The organism is Micromonospora sp. CA-248089, from assembly GCF_050948515.1.
GTDB lineage: Bacteria > Actinomycetota > Actinomycetes > Mycobacteriales > Micromonosporaceae > Micromonospora.
Genome location: NZ_CP192016.1, coordinates 4,388,865 through 4,402,575, shown reverse-complemented (window position 1 = coordinate 4,402,575; position 13,711 = coordinate 4,388,865). Strand labels below are relative to the sequence as shown.

Below are 13,711 nucleotides of genomic sequence, written 5' to 3'. Positions count from 1 at the left end.
GGGCCCCCGGGATGTTCCCCGGGGGCCCTTCTCCGTGCGTGATCAGCGACCGGTGCAGGTGACAGTCGGCAGGGAGTTGGTGCCGGAGAAGTTCGCCGTGAAGCCGAACGTGGTGGTGCCCTCCGGCGGGACGCTGCCGTTGTAGGCGGCGTTGGAGACGCTCACCGACGCCCCGCTGCCGCTCAACGTGCCGTTCCACACCTGGTTGATGGTCTGGCCGCTGGGCCAGGTCCAGTTCGCGGTCCACCCGGAGTACGTCCGGGTGCTGTGGTTCATGATCGTCACTTCGCCCTGGAAGCCGCCACCCCAGGCGGTGACCACCTTGTACACCGCCATGCAGGAGCCGGCCGGCATGGTCGGGCTGGTCGTCACCGGCGGAGGCGAGGTCGGCGGTGCGGTCGTCGGCGGCGCGGTGGTGGGCGGCGCGGTGGTGGGCGGCGCGGTGGTCGGCGGCGCGGTCGTCGGGGGGTTGCTGCCGCCCGAGCCGATCCCGGTCACCTCGCCGTTGCCGCCGTCGAACGTCACGTCCGAGCAGCCGAAGAAGTTCTCCTGGCTGTCCGAGCGGACCCAGCGCGAGTAGATGATGTGCCGGCCGCTCTTGTTCGACGGCAGGTTGCCGCTGAAGTAGTAGTGCCCGTCGTTGGTGCCCACCGCGCCGCGCTGCGGCGGGTTGGTCACCTGCAGGAACGGCTGCTCCTCCAGGTCGCTCCAGGCCAGCGGCCGGTTCGGGCTCCAGCTGTCCTTGGTCACGTAGAAGTAGAACGTGCCCGGGTGGTGGGCCCAGTTGCTGTACCGGAACTCGATCGACCGTCCAGCCGTCAGGTGCGTGAGCGGCCAGTCGTTGCGCGCCGCGTCGTACCCGCTGAAGCCGGGGTTGCCGCCGCTGCACAGCTTGCCGTCGGGGATGAACCCGACGGTGCGCCCGCCGGCGTCGGAGCGCAGCACGCTGAACCAGTTGTACAGCGAATTCGCCCCGCTCTCGGCCACCGCCGACGAGCAGGCGGGGTTGTTCGGCCGGATCTCACCGGTTCCGGTGAGGCCGTCCTTCCAGCACAGGTAGGTGCGGGCGCCCGGCGTCATGGCCGCGCCGTGCGCGGCCGCCGGTCCAGAGTTGGTGACCAGGGCGAACGCGCCCAGGGTCAGGGTGGCGGCCGCGGTGAGCAACGCGGCCGTACGGGATCGGGTTCGGTGCACGGGGATCTCCTGACTCGCGGAGCGTGGCCCGGTTCGGCCTGCTCCGCTGCGACGAGCGGATGCGACGATCGCGGTGCCCGCGCCCGGTCAGCGTGCGGCCGGGGCCGTCGACGGGCGCGCACCGTCTGCGGTCCGTTGCCCAACGGACCGTGGATGCCCTCGCGTCGGATCGACCCGGCGGCCGGTGACGCGGCAGCCCCCGCGTCGTCACCCGGCACCGCCATCCCACCACGTCCGGCCGCGGCCCGCAATAGGTGCTGCTCGATGCCAGGGTCCCGGCGCGCCGGGCACCCGGCATGCGCCAGGATCGGGGGAGGACGACGAGGGGAGCCAGGATGGGGTACGCGGTGGTGCTCGGCGAGGCACTGGTGGACCTGCTCGACGCCGAGCACGACGGGGAACCCGTCTACCGGCAGGCGATCGGCGGCGGCCCGCTCAACGTGGCGGTGGCGATCGCCCGGCTCGGCGGGGACGCACGGTTCGTCGGGTCGCTCGGCGACGACGCGCTGGCCGGACGGATCCGCGCCTTCCTCACCCGCGCGGGAGTGGACGTGAGCGGGACGGTGACGGTGCCGGCCCCGACCGCGCTCGCCGTGGCCACGTTCGCCGGTGCGGAGCCCGACTTCCGCTTCTACGGCGAACCCCGCTCGTACGCGCTGCTCGGCCCGGACGACCTGGACGTGGCGCTGGTCGAAGGTGCGGACGTGCTCTACTGCGGCTCGATCGTGCTGCTCGACCCGCCGGTGCTCGCCGCCGCGCGGCGTGCCTGGTCGATCGCGGGCGCGCTGCGGGTGTTCGACCCCAACGTGCGGCCCCGCCTGCTCACCGCGCCGGGCGCGCTGGACGGGCTGCGGGCGGTGGTCGCCGAGTTCGCCGCCGCCGCGCACCTGGTCAAGCTCAGCAGTGCCGACGCGCGGCTGCTCTACCCGGACGAGCCGGTCGAGGGCGTCGCCGCGTACCTGCGGGAACTGGGCGCGAGCACGGTCGTGGTGACGCTGGGCGCGGACGGCGCCCTGGTCGCGGCCGCCGACGACGTGGTGCGCGTCCCCGCGCCGAAGGTGGACGCGGTGGACGCCACCGGCGCGGGTGACTCGGTGATGGGCGCGCTGGTGGCCGACCTGCTGGCCGCCGGTGAGCCGGCCGACCCGGCGGGCTGGCGGGAGCGGGTCGCGTTCGCGCTCCGGGTGGCGGCAGTCGTGTGCGAGTCGCCCGGCGGCGCCACCGCGATGCCCACCCGCACCGAGGTAGCAACCCGCTTCGCGGGGTAAGGAAGGGCCCCTTCTCAACGCCTGAGGTAGAGGAGGGGCCCCTTCTTGACACCCGCCCCCCACGCGGCGGCCAGCTCAGGCGCGCGGCGGCCGACGTCAGGCGCGCGGGCGGGCCAGTGTCAGGACGGCGGTCAGGGACAGGGCGGCGGCGCCGGCCAGGACCACCGCCATCGGCAGCGCGCTGCCCTCGCCGCCGAGCCCGACCAGCGGCGCGGCCAGCGCGCCCACCACCGACTGGAGACCGCCCATCAGCGCGGCGGCGGTGCCCGCGTGCCGGGCGTGCGCGTCCAGCGCCAGCGCGGTGCTGTTGGGCATCACCATGCCGAGCGAGCCGACGAAGGCGAACAGCGCCACCGCCGTCAGGGCCAGGCTGCCGGCCAGCGCCCCGCTCAGCACGCCGAGCGCGGTGACCAGGCCGGCCACGAGCGTGGTGACCAGCAGCCGGCGCGGGGTGAACCGGTCGAGCAGCCGGGCGTTCGCCTGACCGACGGTCACCAGGGCGAGCGCGTTGACGCCGAAGATGACGCTGAACACCGCCGCGGACACGCCGAAGACGTCCTGGAACACGAACGACGACCCCGAGATGTACGCGAACAGCCCGGCGAACGCGAAGCCCTGCGTCAGCGCGTACCCGAGGTAGACCCGGTCGGCTAGCAGCGACCGCATGGTCCGGACGGTGGCCCCCAGGCCACCGGTGTTGCGGCGCTCGGCGGGCAGCGTCTCCGGCAGACGCAGCGCGACGGCGACGGCGAGCACCGCCCCGATGACGGCGAGCGTCACGAAGACGGCCCGCCACGAGCCGAATCGCAGCACCAGGCTGCCCACGCCGGGCGCCGCCACCGGCGCGACACCGAAGACCAGGGTGAGCCGGGAGAAGTACTTCGCGGCGTCCCGGCCCGCGTAGAGGTCACGGACGACCGCGCGGGCGACCACCACGCCCATGCCGCCGGCGACGCCCTGGGCGAACCGCGCGGCGGCGAGCAGCGGGGCGTTCGGCGCCACGGCGCACGCCAGCGCCAGCACGGTGTACGCGACCACGCCGACCAGCACCGGACGGCGGCGCCCCCAGCGGTCGCTCAGCGGGCCGGTGACCAACTGCCCCACGGCGAGACCGATCAGGCAGGTGGTCAGCGAGAGCTGGATGCCGGCCTGGTCGGCGCCGAGGTCGCGGGTCATGGCCGGGAAGGCCGGCAGGTACATGTCCAGCGACAGCGGGCCGATCGCGGTGAGCGAACCGAGCAGCACCAGCAGCGTCACGCCGCCGGTGGAGGCGGTGGTGCGGCGGGCGGTCGGGCGCGCGGTGGCCGGCGCGGCACTGCTCACGAGTGGGTACCCCCTGGATCTGGTGCGTCCGGGGTACCTTACATCTGTAGTCAGAACTATTGCGATGTGAGGCGGGTGACTCCGTGGCGACGAACGAGCAGGTCGCGCGGTTCGGCGCGGCCCTGGGGGAGCTGCACCGGCTCCTGCGCCGGCGGACCGGGGCGCGGGTGGGACGGGACCCGCTGCCCGAGGCGCAGGTGGAGGTGCTCCTGCTGGTCCGGGAGAGCCCGGGGATCAGCGGCAAGGAGGTGGCCCGGCGTCTCTGCACCGCGCCCAACACGGTGAGCACGCTGGTCCGCGACCTCAGCGACGCCGGGTTGCTGGCCCGTGACCGCGATCCCGACGACCGCCGTGTGGTCCGGCTGCGTGTCACCGACGCCGCCCGGGAGCGGATGGCCCACTACGAGGCCCACCGCGCGGCGTTGCTCGCCGGCGCCCTCGCCGAGCTGGACCCGCCGGTACGGGCGGCGATCCTGGCCGCCGCCCCGCACCTCGACGCGCTGCGGGACGCGCTGCGGAGCCCCGCCCGGCCGGAACCACAGGGGCGGGCCGCCGGAAACCCGGTGGCCGCCGTGCCGCCCCGCCCCGCATGATCACCGGATGGCGCTGCACCAGGACGAGATACCCGTCGACGAGGAGATCGTCCGGGCGCTGCTGACCGCCCAGCGCCCCGAGTGGGCCGCCCTGCCGCTCACGCCCGCCGGCGCCGGGACCGACAACACGATGTACCGCCTCGGCGCCGACCTGCTCGTCCGGCTGCCGCGCACCGCGGAGAAGGCCGGCGCCCTGCGCAAGGAGCAGCAGTGGCTGCCCCGGCTCGCGCCGCTGCTGCCGTACCGGGTGCCGGAACCGGTGTACGCCGGCGTCCCGGCCGACGCCTTCCCGCTGCCGTGGTCGGTGCAGCGGTGGATACCGGGCGACGAGGTCCGTTCCGGCACGGTCGCGGACTGGGCCGCCCTCGGCGCCGACCTGGCCGTGTTCGTCCGGCGCCTGCACGCGGCAGACCTGCTCGGCGCGACCCGCGCGGGCCCGCTGAGCGGATACCGCGGCGGCAGCCTCCACCCCTGCGACACCTGGATCTCCCCGGCGCTCGACGACTGCCGCGACCGGATCGGCGACGAGACGGACGTCGACACGCTGGTCCGGCTCTGGCGGGACGCCCTGGCCCTGCCCGAACCCGCAGGGCCGTACGTCTGGCTGCACAGCGACCTCAAGCCCACCAACCTGTTGGTACAGGACGGCCGGCTGCGGGCGGTCATCGACTTCGGCGGCCTGACCGTCGGGCACCCGGACGCGGAACACGCGCCGATCTGGGACCTTCCGCCGGCGGCCCGGCACGCCTACCGGGAGGCGCTCGGCATCGACGACGTGACCTGGGCGCGGGCCCGCGCCTGGGCGCTCGGGGTGGCGGCCAGTGGCGTCTCCTACTACTGGGACACGTTCCCGGCGTTCGTCGCCGAGTGCCGCAACCGCCTCCGCGAGATCCTCGCCGACGCCGACGCCGACGCCGACTGAGCCCGGGGGCCGGTCAGGCCGTGCCGTCCAGCTCCGCGTAGCCGCGGCGGGCGGCGATCAGGCCCGGCCGCGCGCCGAACGGTGACTCGGCCGCCACCCGCTCCGGCGGGGCGCTGCCGGTGTGCCCGGCGCGGATCAGCCACGCCTGCCGCGCGAGCTGCGCGTGCTGCTCGCGGACGAAGTCCGCGCCGACCGGCTCGCCGTGGCCGGGCACCACCACCGTCGTGGGCGTGGTCAGTCGCAGCAGGTCGGCCAGCGCGTCCGGCCACGTCAGGGGGTACGACTCCTCGAACGCCGGCGGCCCGCTCTGCTCCACCAGATCGCCGGCGACGAGCACGTCCGCGTCAGGTACGTGCACCACCAGGTCGGCGTCGGTGTGCCCGTGCCCGGGATGGCGCAGCACCACCCGCCGGCCGCCCACGTCGAGCACCGTCTCCTCGTGCACCTCGTGCGTCGGTGCCCGCAACTCGGTACGCGCCAGTTCCTCGGCCAGCGCAGGGTGCCCGGCGCGCATCTCCTCGTACGCGGCGCGCCGCACGGCGTCGGACCGGTCCCGCAGCGCCGCCGCGGCCTGGGCCTGCGCGTAGATCGCGGTGTCCGGACCGGCCAGCGTGGCGTTGCCGAAGCAGTGGTCGAAGTGGTGGTGCGTGTTCACGATCGTCCACGGGTACGGCGTCACCGCCCGCGCCGCCTCCGCCAGCTCCCGGGCCTGCCCGGCGGTGGAGAGCGTGTCGACGAGCAGCGCCGCGCCGTCACCGGCCACCAGCACCACGTTCACCGCGAGCGTCGGCTCGCGCAGCACGTGCACCCCGGCGGCGACCTCCGTGAACCCGGCGGTCATGGCTGGCGTACGGCCCGCTCGACGAAGCGCTGCCGGTCGACCAGCGCCCGCTCGACCCGGCCCTGCGCCGCGACGGTGGCCCCGTCGGTGACTGTCACGTCGAAGACCAGCCGCTTGCCGTCGACCTTCACCAGCTCGGCGTGGGCGGCCACGGTACGACCCACCGGCGTCGCCGCGCGGTGCTCCAGCTCGACCCGTACGCCGACGGTGGTGGACCCGGACGGCATCCGGGTCGCGGTGGCGGCCACCGTCGCCGCCTCGGCCAGTGCCAGCACCCGGGGTGTGCCGAGCACCGGCACGTCCCCGGAGCCGACCGCCTGCGCGGTGTCGGCGTCGGTCACTGTCAGCTCGACCCGGGCGGTCAGGCCCGGCGCGAAGGGCGACTCCGGCGTCTCCTGCATGCGGCCGAGCCTAGTGCAGGAGACAGGCGGGCGTCCGGCGTCCGGGCCGCCGCCGGGCCGGTCGTCACCGCCCGCCCGCAGGCCCGCCTGTCGCACGCCGTTAACCTTGTCCGCGATGGCCGAGCTGACACAATCTCCGACCCCCGCCCCCGACGCGCCGACCGAGTCGCCCGACGGCGGGCGCCGCCGTGTGATCGCGATGACCATCTGGGGCGTCGCGTTCGTCGCCGCCTGGCTCGCCATCGGCCTGCCCACGGACCCGGCGTACGCGTTCCTGTGGATCTGGGCCGGCACGATCGCGTGGAACTCGGCCCGCCCGTGGCGCAGCCACCTGCGGTTCGCCCGGGACTGGATCCCGGTGGTGCTGCTGCTCGCCGCGTACAACCTGTCCCGGGGGTTCGCCGACAACGGCGCCACGCCGCACGCGATGGAGCTGATCGTCGCCGACCGCTTCCTGACCGGGTGGCTCACCGGCGGCGAGGTGCCGACGATCTGGCTCCAGGAGCGCCTGTACGACGCGTCCGAGGTGCGCTGGTGGGACGTGCTGGTGAGCTGGGTCTACTTCTCGCACTTCGTGGCGACGTTCGCCGCCGCCGCCGTGCTGTGGATGCGCAACCGGCGGCGCTGGATCGCGTACATGTCCCGCTGGGGCTTCCTGTGCGCGGCCGGGCTGGTGACCTACTTCGCGTACCCGGCGGCGCCGCCGTGGTGGGCGGCGCAGAACGGCCTGCTCACCGAGGTCGCGCGGATCTCCACCCGGGGGTGGAAGGAGATCGGCATGCACGGCGCGGGCAACCTGCTCAACGCCGGGCAGATCGCCTCCAACCCGGTGGCCGCGATGCCGTCGCTGCACACCGCGTTCGCGCTGTTCGTGGTGTTGTTCTTCATGCGCTCGGTACGCAAGCGCTGGTGGCCGCTGATGCTCGCGTATCCGCTGGCCATGACGTTCACGCTGATGTACAGCGGCGAGCACTACCTGATCGACGTGCTGGTGGGCTGGGCGTACGTGGGCCTGACGTTCCTGGTGGTCGGCCTGGCCGATCGCTGGTGGGCGGCGCGGCAGGCCCGGCGTGCCGGTGAGCCCGCCGTCGCCGCCGGCGAACCGCCCGCCGAGGCCGGCACCGCCACCGACACCCCGGACCGCGTCGCCGACGACCGGGACGCGGTGCCCGCCGAGCGCCGGTAGACCGCCCGCCGGTCCGCCGGGCCGGTCAGCGGTCGGCCCGGCGGGCCGGTCAGCGGTCGCGGTCGGCCCGGCGGGCCGGTCGGCGGTCGTGGTCGGTCCGGCTCAGCGGTCAGCGGTCAGCGGTCGCTGTCGGTGCGCCGGGCGGCGTGCGAGCGTGCGGTCAGCTCCGCGGCCAGCTCCCACGCGTCGGCCAGGTCCCGGTGTACGGCCGCCGCCCCGGCCCCACCGGCGGTGTCCGCGTGCACGGTGGCCAGCCGCAACAGCCGCTGCACCGGACCCCGGGTGACGCGCACGCTCTGGATCCGGGCGTACGGCACCAGCGTCAACTGGCGGGTCAGCAGCCCGGAGCGGGCCACGAAGACGCGCTCGTCGAGACCCGCGCCGACCACCCTGCGGCTCAGCGGGCGCAGCCAGCGGGCCCGTTCCGGGGGAGGCGTCGTGGGCAGCGCGTCCAGCCGCACGCCGGGCAGCACCTCCGCGACGACAGTCGCGCCGGTGCCCGCGTCGCCGACCGGCAGGAGGCGGTCCGGGCGGTTGCGGTCGTCGAGCTCACCCGCGGAGTAGCCGGCCACCTCCAGCCGCAGCCGCAGCCACCCCTTCATCCGCCAGAGCAGCGGCCAGGTCGCCCGTACGGTCTGCACCCGGTGCAGCGGCACGGTCTGCACCCGCGTCTCCAGCAGCCCGTTGTGCACCCGCAGCGTGCCGTCGTCCCGGTCGAGCCGGAAGCTCCAGTCGTCGAGCACCCGGCGGATCGGTTGCAGCACCACGCCGGCCATCGCGGTGAGCGTGCTCGCCACCGCGATGAACGACCACGAGCCCTCGGAGAAGAACTGGGCGCCGACGAACACCAGGCCCACCGGCAGCAGGAACGCCTGCGGCGTGAGCAACTGGCTGACCAGCAGATCCTGGTTGCGGACGGTGTGCAGCCGGCGACCGACCGGCACGGGTGCGGCAGGCGCGCCGGGCTCGGCCGCCGGCACCGGCGCCGGGGCGGAGCGCCCCGCCACCGCGAGCAGCCGTTGCCGTAGCGCGGTCGCCTCGGCCACGCTGAGGTAGGCCAGCGGCGCCTCGGTCTTGCCCCCGCCGACCACCTCCAGCCGCAGCTCGGCCAGGCCGGTGAGCTGGGCCAGCAGGGGCCGGACCACCTCGACCGCCTGCAACCGCTCCAGCGGGATGGCCCGGGTACGACGCCACAGCAGGCCCTCGTAGACGCGCAGTTCGCGGCCCACCAGGTGGTAACCGGTGTTCCACCAGCTCACCACCGACAGCACGGTGGCGCCGAGCACGAAGACGGTGACCAGCGCCGCGAACCAGCCGAAGCCGACCCGCGACAGCGTCGACCAGGAGAGCCCGGCGATCACCACGACCAGCGACTTCGCGCCGTGCAGCGCCGGGCTGAGCGGGTGCAGCCGCTGCCGTGGCTCCTCGCCGCCGGACGGTCCGGCGGCCGGACCCCACGGTCCCGGGTACGGCGGCAGCGGCGCGGGCCACGGCCCGGGCGCGGCGGGATCCGGGCCGGACGGCGGCCCGTACCCGCTTGCCGCCGAGCCGGGCGGCCCGTAGCCGGGTGGCGGTGCGTACCCGGGCGGTGGCCCGTATCCGGGCGGGCCGGGCGTCAGCTCGGGCCGGTCGTCGGGGGGCGGCGGGGCGCCGGGGTCGCTCCGGTCGCTCACAGGCCCTCCGCCCGGTCCTCGCCCAGCGCGGTCAGCCGGTCGCGCAGCCGGGACGCCTCGGCCGGGCGCAGACCGGGCACCCGGGCGTCGCTCGCGGCGGCTGCCGTATGCAATTGCACGGTGGCGAGGTCGAACGCGCGCTCCAGCGGACCGGCGCTCACATCGACGAACTGCATTCGCGAGTACGGGACGATGGACAGCCGCCGCACCAGCAGGCCGTGGCGCACGAGCAGATCGTCGTCGCGCTCGGCGTACCCCCAGGCGCGGACCGCGCGCACGATGGTGACCGACCGCCAGACGCCGATGAGCAGCGCCACGCCGACGGCGGCGCCGAGCAGCCAGTGCCCGGACAGCGCCCAGGCCACGCCGAGCACCACGAGCGCCACGGCCAGCCCGATGCCGAGCCGGATCAACTCCACCCAGATCAGGTCGCGGGAGATGGGCTGCCAGCGGACCGTGTCCGGCCAGGGCTCCAGAGCGCTGCGCGCGGCGGGCGGGAGGCCGGCGGGGCCGTCACCGCTCATCGGGAGGACCTGCCGTGCTCGGCGCCGGTACGGGCTCGGATCGTCTGCTCGCTCACGCTTCGAGCGTAGGCGATCAGGGAAGCGGGACCACCTCGCGGAGGAAGCCGCGTGCGTCGAGGAACTCACCGAGGGAGCCGCGGTGCTCCGGGCAGGCCAGCCAGGTCTTGCGCCGGTCCGGCGCGTGCAGGCGGGGATTGTGCCAGCGAAGCTGGTAGGCGGCGGGTGCGCGACACCCCCGCGCCGAGCAGATCAGCGTCTCGTCCGGGGTGGTGGGAGTCGTCACCGGGGCGAGTCTAGAGGCCGCACGCCGGGAGTTTTAGCGCCGGGCGGCCACGGGGGGAGCCGCCCGGCGACGGGGTGAATCGTACACACTGCGGACCCCTTGTTGTCCACCCGTGTTCAGCGTTTCTCGCGCCGCGGGACGGCGTGGGGGGACGTCGCGGCGAAAATCGTGCCTCTCCCACCCTCGGCTCTCAGCGAGGCATGACAGTCTTGATACGCACCACGCCACGACGACGACCCTGCTGTGGAGGACCGGTGGCCCAGCCGACCACACCCGACCTGCCGAACCCGACCGAGGTGGCGCCGGACGCGCCGCCCCCGGCGGGCACCACCCCGGCGCAGGACGCCACGCTGCTGGAGCGGGCGCTGTTCGAGACCAAGCGGGTGATCGTCGGCCAGGACCGGATGGTCGAGCGGATGTTCGTCGCGCTGCTGGCACGCGGTCACTGCCTGCTGGAGGGCGTACCCGGTGTGGCCAAGACGCTCGCCGTGGAGACCCTGGCCCGGGTCGTCGGCGGTTCGTTCGCCCGGGTCCAGTTCACGCCCGACCTGGTGCCCGCCGACATCATGGGCACCCGCATCTACCGGCAGTCCAGCGAGAAGTTCGACGTCGAACTGGGCCCGGTCTTCGTCAACTTCCTGCTCGCCGACGAGATCAACCGCGCGCCGGCCAAGGTCCAGTCGGCGTTGCTGGAGGTGATGAGCGAACGGCAGGTCTCCATCGGCGGCGAGAGCCACCGGGTGCCGGACCCGTTCCTGGTGATGGCCACCCAGAACCCGATCGAGCAGGAGGGCGTCTACCCGCTGCCGGAGGCGCAGCGGGACCGGTTCCTCATGAAGATCGTCGTGGGCTACCCGACCGACGCCGAGGAGCGCGAGATCGTCTACCGGATGGGCGTGGCCCCGCCCGAGCCGGCCCGGGTGTTCGACACCCCGGACCTGGTCGCCCTCCAGCACAAGGCCGACCAGGTGTTCGTACACAACGCGCTCGTCGACTACGCGGTCCGGCTGGTGCTCGCCACCCGGGCGCCCGCCGAGCACGGCATGCCCGACGTCGCCCAGCTCATCCAGTACGGCGCCAGCCCGCGCGCCTCGCTCGGCCTGGTCCGGGCCACCCGCGCGCTGGCGCTGCTGCGCGGCCGGGACTACGCGCTGCCGCAGGACGTGCAGGACATCGCGCCGGACATCCTGCGCCACCGGCTGGTGCTCAGCTACGACGCGCTCGCCGACGACGTACCGGCCGACCACATCGTGCACCGGGTGATGTCGACCATCCCGCTGCCCGCCGTCGCGCCCCGCCAGCAGGCCACACCGCCGCCACCGGCCGTGCCGCACAACGGATGGCCCGGGCAGCGGCCGTGACCCCGCCCACCCCGCTGAGCGCCACCGGCGACCGCTCGGGGGCGGCGCTGGCCCGGCTGCAGCTCATGGTCACCCGCAAGCTCGACGGGCTGCTCCAGGGCGACTACGCCGGGCTGCTGCCCGGACCGGGCAGCGAGGCGGGGGAGTCCCGGGAGTACCGGCCCGGCGACGACGTGCGCCGGATGGACTGGCCGGTCACCGCCCGCACCACCATGCCGCACGTCCGGCGTACGGTGGCCGACCGCGAACTGGAGACCTGGCTGGCCGTCGACATGTCGGCCAGCCTGGACTTCGGCACCGGACGCTGGCTCAAACGGGACGTGGCGGTCGCCGCCGTCGCCGCGCTGGCCCACCTCACCGTGCGGGGCGGCAACCGGATCGGCGCCGTCGTCGGCACCGGCGGTCCCGGGACGATGCTGCGGCTGCCCGCCCGCTCCGGCCGGAAGGAGGCCCAGGGGCTGCTGCGGGCGGTCGCCGGCGCCGAGATCCGGCCCGGCCGCAGCGACCTCGGCGCGCTCGTCGACATGCTCAACCGGCCGCCCCGCCGGCGCGGCGTGGCGGTGGTGATCTCCGACTTCCTCGCGCCGCCGCAGCAGTGGGGCCGGCCGCTGCGTAAGCTGCGGGTCCGCCACGACGTGCTCGCCGTCGAGGTGGTCGATCCGCGGGAACTGGAACTGCCCGACGTGGGGGTGCTGCCGGTGGTCGACCCGGAGAGCGGGGAACTGCACGAGGTGCAGACCGCCGACCCGGGCCTGCGCCGCCGGTACGCCGAGGCGGCGGCCGCCCAGCGCGGGGCGATCGCCGCCGAGCTGCGCGCCGCGGGCGCGGCCCACCTGCGCCTGCGTACCGACCGAGACTGGCTGCTGGACATGGTGCGTTTCGTTGCCGCGCAGCGGCACGCCCGCACCCGAGGGACGACTCGATGATCCGTTTTCTGCAACCGTGGTGGCTGCTCGCCGTGCTGCCGGTGCTCGCCCTCGCCGCCGCGTACGTCTGGCGGCAACTGCACCGCCGGCAGTACGCGCTGCGGTTCACCAACGTCGACCTGCTGCGTACCGTCGCGCCCAAGGGACTGGGCTGGCGGCGGCACGTGGCGGCGATCGCGTTCCTGCTCTGCCTGCTGGTGCTGGCGACCGGGCTGGCCCGCCCGGCGATCGACACCCGGGAGCCGCTGGAGCGGGCCACGGTGATGCTCGCCATCGACGTGTCGTTGTCGATGCAGGCCGACGACGTGTCGCCGAACCGTCTGGAGGCGGCGCAGGAGGCGGCCAAGCAGTTCGTCGGCGAGTTGCCGGAGAGCTACAACCTGGGGCTCGTCTCGTTCGCCAAGTCGGCGAACGTGCTGGTGCCGCCGACCAAGGACCGGGCCGCCGTCACCACCGCCATCGACGGGCTGGTGCTGGCCGAGGCGACAGCCACCGGCGAGGCGGTCTTCACCTGCCTGGAGGCGATCCGGTCGGTGCCGGCCGACGGCGCCGCCGGCATCCCGCCGGCCCGGATCGTGCTGCTGTCCGACGGCTACCGGACCTCGGGCCGCTCGGTGGAGGAGGCCGCCGCGGCGGCGCAGGCGGCGAACGTGCCGGTGTCCACCATCGCGTTCGGCACCGACTCCGGCCAGGTCGACATCGGCGGGCAGCTCCAGCGGGTGCCGGTGGACCGTACCGCGCTGTCCCAGCTCGCGGAGACCACCCAGGGCTTCTTCTACGAGGCCGCGTCGGCCAGCGAGCTGAAGCAGGTCTACCAGGACATGGGCAGCTCGATCGGCTACCGCACCGAGCCGCGCGAGATCACCCAGTGGTACGCGGGGATCGCGCTGCTGCTGGCGCTGTGCGCGGGCGGGCTGAGTCTGCTCTGGACGTCGCGGCTCGTGTGAGCCGGAACCGGCCGGCGGTGGTCAGTGACCGCCGCCGGCCAGCACGAACAGGACGGCCACCCAGACGGCGGCGAGGGTGAAGCCCAGCGGGGCGACGTAACGGCTCATGGGTGTGCTCCGTGGCGACGGTCGGCCCGGTGCGGGCCGTGGGAGGGCGGGGCGTACGCGCACGAAGTCGTGACCGGGTGCTCCGCCGCGCGGCAGGCCACACCCCGGCGTGGTCGCCGGAGAGCGGATGCGGTGCGGAGGCGGGAAGCGGGTCAGCCGCG

14 protein-coding genes are annotated in these 13,711 nt (G+C 74.8%); 7 read left to right on the top strand and 7 right to left on the bottom strand.

The window, feature by feature from the left end; translation table 11 throughout:
• Positions 1 to 42: 42 nt before the first annotated feature.
• Positions 43 to 1,194, bottom strand: coding sequence for a lytic polysaccharide monooxygenase auxiliary activity family 9 protein (locus ACQP26_RS20555; protein ID WP_433493743.1), 1,152 nt, complete (start codon positions 1,192 to 1,194; stop codon positions 43 to 45).
• 335 nt (positions 1,195 to 1,529) lie between these two features.
• Between ACQP26_RS20555 and ACQP26_RS20550 the strand changes: the two genes are divergently transcribed.
• Positions 1,530 to 2,462 carry a carbohydrate kinase family protein gene (locus ACQP26_RS20550; RefSeq protein ID WP_281577281.1) on the top strand — a complete coding sequence of 311 codons (933 nt, stop codon included), beginning with the start codon at positions 1,530 to 1,532 and terminating at the stop codon, positions 2,460 to 2,462.
• 96 nt (positions 2,463 to 2,558) lie between these two features.
• Here ACQP26_RS20550 and ACQP26_RS20545 read toward each other — a convergent pair whose 3' ends face one another.
• Positions 2,559 to 3,785, bottom strand: coding sequence for a multidrug effflux MFS transporter (locus tag ACQP26_RS20545; protein WP_269705113.1), 1,227 nt, complete (start codon positions 3,783 to 3,785; stop codon positions 2,559 to 2,561).
• Between the two features lie 83 nt (positions 3,786 to 3,868).
• On the opposite strand from ACQP26_RS20545, the gene ACQP26_RS20540 reads away from it, so the two are divergent.
• On the top strand, positions 3,869 to 4,378 hold the full coding sequence (locus ACQP26_RS20540; protein ID WP_269705114.1) for a MarR family winged helix-turn-helix transcriptional regulator: 510 nt from the start codon (positions 3,869 to 3,871) through the stop codon (positions 4,376 to 4,378).
• 7 nt (positions 4,379 to 4,385) lie between these two features.
• Positions 4,386 to 5,300 carry an aminoglycoside phosphotransferase family protein gene (locus ACQP26_RS20535; RefSeq protein ID WP_433493742.1) on the top strand — a complete coding sequence of 305 codons (915 nt, stop codon included), beginning with the start codon at positions 4,386 to 4,388 and terminating at the stop codon, positions 5,298 to 5,300.
• Positions 5,301 to 5,313: 13 nt separating this feature from the next.
• Here ACQP26_RS20535 and ACQP26_RS20530 read toward each other — a convergent pair whose 3' ends face one another.
• Positions 5,314 to 6,141: an MBL fold metallo-hydrolase gene (locus tag ACQP26_RS20530; RefSeq protein WP_433493741.1), complete on the bottom strand. Its 828-nt coding sequence runs from the start codon at positions 6,139 to 6,141 to the stop codon at positions 5,314 to 5,316.
• A complete protein-coding gene (locus ACQP26_RS20525; RefSeq protein ID WP_433493740.1) occupies positions 6,138 to 6,542 on the bottom strand; it encodes a thioesterase family protein in 405 nt (134 codons plus the stop codon). Before ACQP26_RS20525 ends, ACQP26_RS20530 begins: the two co-directional genes overlap by 4 nt.
• Before the next feature lie 115 nt (positions 6,543 to 6,657).
• Here ACQP26_RS20525 and ACQP26_RS20520 point away from each other — a divergent pair, with 115 nt between their 5' ends.
• Positions 6,658 to 7,728 (top strand): phosphatase PAP2 family protein, encoded by a 1,071-nt coding sequence (locus tag ACQP26_RS20520; RefSeq protein ID WP_433493739.1) that lies wholly within the window; start codon positions 6,658 to 6,660, stop codon positions 7,726 to 7,728.
• A gap of 116 nt (positions 7,729 to 7,844) precedes the next feature.
• On the opposite strand, the gene ACQP26_RS20515 is transcribed toward ACQP26_RS20520, so the two are convergent.
• From ACQP26_RS20515 to ACQP26_RS20505, 3 genes are all read right to left on the bottom strand, one after another.
• Positions 7,845 to 9,206, bottom strand: a complete 1,362-nt coding sequence (locus tag ACQP26_RS20515) for a PH domain-containing protein (protein ID WP_433496172.1) — start codon at positions 9,204 to 9,206, stop codon at positions 7,845 to 7,847.
• Between the two features lie 191 nt (positions 9,207 to 9,397).
• Positions 9,398 to 9,925 (bottom strand): PH domain-containing protein, encoded by a 528-nt coding sequence (locus tag ACQP26_RS20510; protein ID WP_269705121.1) that lies wholly within the window; start codon positions 9,923 to 9,925, stop codon positions 9,398 to 9,400.
• A 73-nt stretch (positions 9,926 to 9,998) separates the two neighbouring features.
• Positions 9,999 to 10,208, bottom strand: a complete 210-nt coding sequence (locus tag ACQP26_RS20505) for a hypothetical protein (protein WP_269705122.1) — start codon at positions 10,206 to 10,208, stop codon at positions 9,999 to 10,001.
• 254 nt (positions 10,209 to 10,462) lie between these two features.
• Here ACQP26_RS20505 and ACQP26_RS20500 point away from each other — a divergent pair, with 254 nt between their 5' ends.
• Genes ACQP26_RS20500 through ACQP26_RS20490 form a run of 3 tightly spaced genes read left to right on the top strand, consistent with a single transcriptional unit; the run spans position 10,463 to position 13,442 of the window.
• Positions 10,463 to 11,569, top strand: coding sequence for an AAA family ATPase (locus ACQP26_RS20500; RefSeq protein WP_269705124.1), 1,107 nt, complete (start codon positions 10,463 to 10,465; stop codon positions 11,567 to 11,569).
• Positions 11,548 to 12,495 carry a DUF58 domain-containing protein gene (locus tag ACQP26_RS20495; RefSeq protein ID WP_269705125.1) on the top strand — a complete coding sequence of 316 codons (948 nt, stop codon included), beginning with the start codon at positions 11,548 to 11,550 and terminating at the stop codon, positions 12,493 to 12,495. Before ACQP26_RS20500 ends, ACQP26_RS20495 begins: the two co-directional genes overlap by 22 nt.
• Positions 12,492 to 13,442, top strand: coding sequence for a VWA domain-containing protein (locus tag ACQP26_RS20490; RefSeq protein WP_433493738.1), 951 nt, complete (start codon positions 12,492 to 12,494; stop codon positions 13,440 to 13,442). The genes ACQP26_RS20495 and ACQP26_RS20490 overlap by 4 nt, the downstream gene beginning before the upstream one ends.
• Positions 13,443 to 13,711: the final 269 nt, after the last annotated feature.